We start from the raw sequence: 1092 nt of genomic DNA, 5'->3' as shown, positions 1-1092 counted from the left end.
GTTCGATAGCGCCGTCATCAGACCTAATCGGTATTCTCGGTAAAACTCGTCAATCTCATAGTTGGCAACATCTGCGACTAAGCGCCCCAAAGATCGATACGACTCTGGATGGTGCGCCATAAGCGTTAGCTTATAACGAGAATGGAAATCGATGATCTTACCGCGTGTCGGCTCACCTGCCATCGATTCATAAAAATCGTTGAGACAGTAAATGCGAGTAATGAAGTTCTCTTTAAGAACGGGATCATTTAGGCGTCCATCTTCTTCGACAGGTAACCACGGCATTTTTTCCATCAACGTTTTCGTGTAAAGACCAACCCCTTCTTTTGCAGCGTTGTTTTTGCTGTACACTTTTACGCGTTCCATACCGCATGTTGGCGATTTGGCACAAACGATGTAACCGCACAATTGCTCATTTTGAAGCTCGTCCACTTTATTTGCGGAATAAGTCAGCATGTTATCTGTGTGATCATTGTCGGGATTTTTCGTTTCAACCAACGCGATGCGTTCTTCATTACTGATTAAACGAATCGTCGGGCGTGGCACTGGCATGCCTACCCCCACTTCTGGGCATACAGAAACAAAGTCAAAATAATTGCTAAGCTCTTTAGTCACAAAGTTACTGACTTTATGACCAGAATCGAAACGCACGCGTTCACCTAACACGCAAGAACTGATACCTACTTTGATTGAAGATTCCATAGCAACGTCATCCCTATACAAAAAGTTTTGTTGTATAACTTATAGCAAGCCACCCTAAATTGTACAAGAAAATTAATTGTACAATTTAATCGTTTTACTTACTCCTCCGCGATTTCGATCAGCTCGATTTAAAAAATATTTATCTTTTTCTTTGGCTGTTTTGTGTGCGCAATCAACAAATCGCTCAAAAGCAAATCGATTGCCTTTTTGCTTTCAACAGATTTAGTTATCAATAGCTTGGTTAGTTTCGAAAAGGGTGGTTTTTGTGACTAACCTCTCAAGGGATCACTGTACGTCCCGATATTATTGCCTCAACGAAAACGAACAAGTTCAACAGAATTGGTAATAGCATCCTATAATAGATGCGTTTTATCAGAACAAAACTTTGGA

General features: G+C 40.9%; 1 protein-coding gene. It reads right to left on the bottom strand.

Annotation, left to right across the window (positions count from 1 at the left end; all coding sequences use genetic code 11):
* Positions 1-702 (bottom strand): DUF523 and DUF1722 domain-containing protein (locus tag R7F67_RS24810; protein WP_318057529.1); only part of this gene is annotated, 702 nt, incomplete at its 3' end.
* Between the last annotated feature and the right edge of the window lie 390 nt (positions 703-1092).

The sequence above is a fragment of the Vibrio sp. YT-17 genome, assembly GCF_033337375.1.
GTDB classification, from domain to species: Bacteria; Pseudomonadota; Gammaproteobacteria; order Enterobacterales; family Vibrionaceae; genus Vibrio; species Vibrio alginolyticus.
Note: the sequence above shows the minus strand (reverse complement) of the source record. Positions and strands in the feature narration are given on the sequence as shown.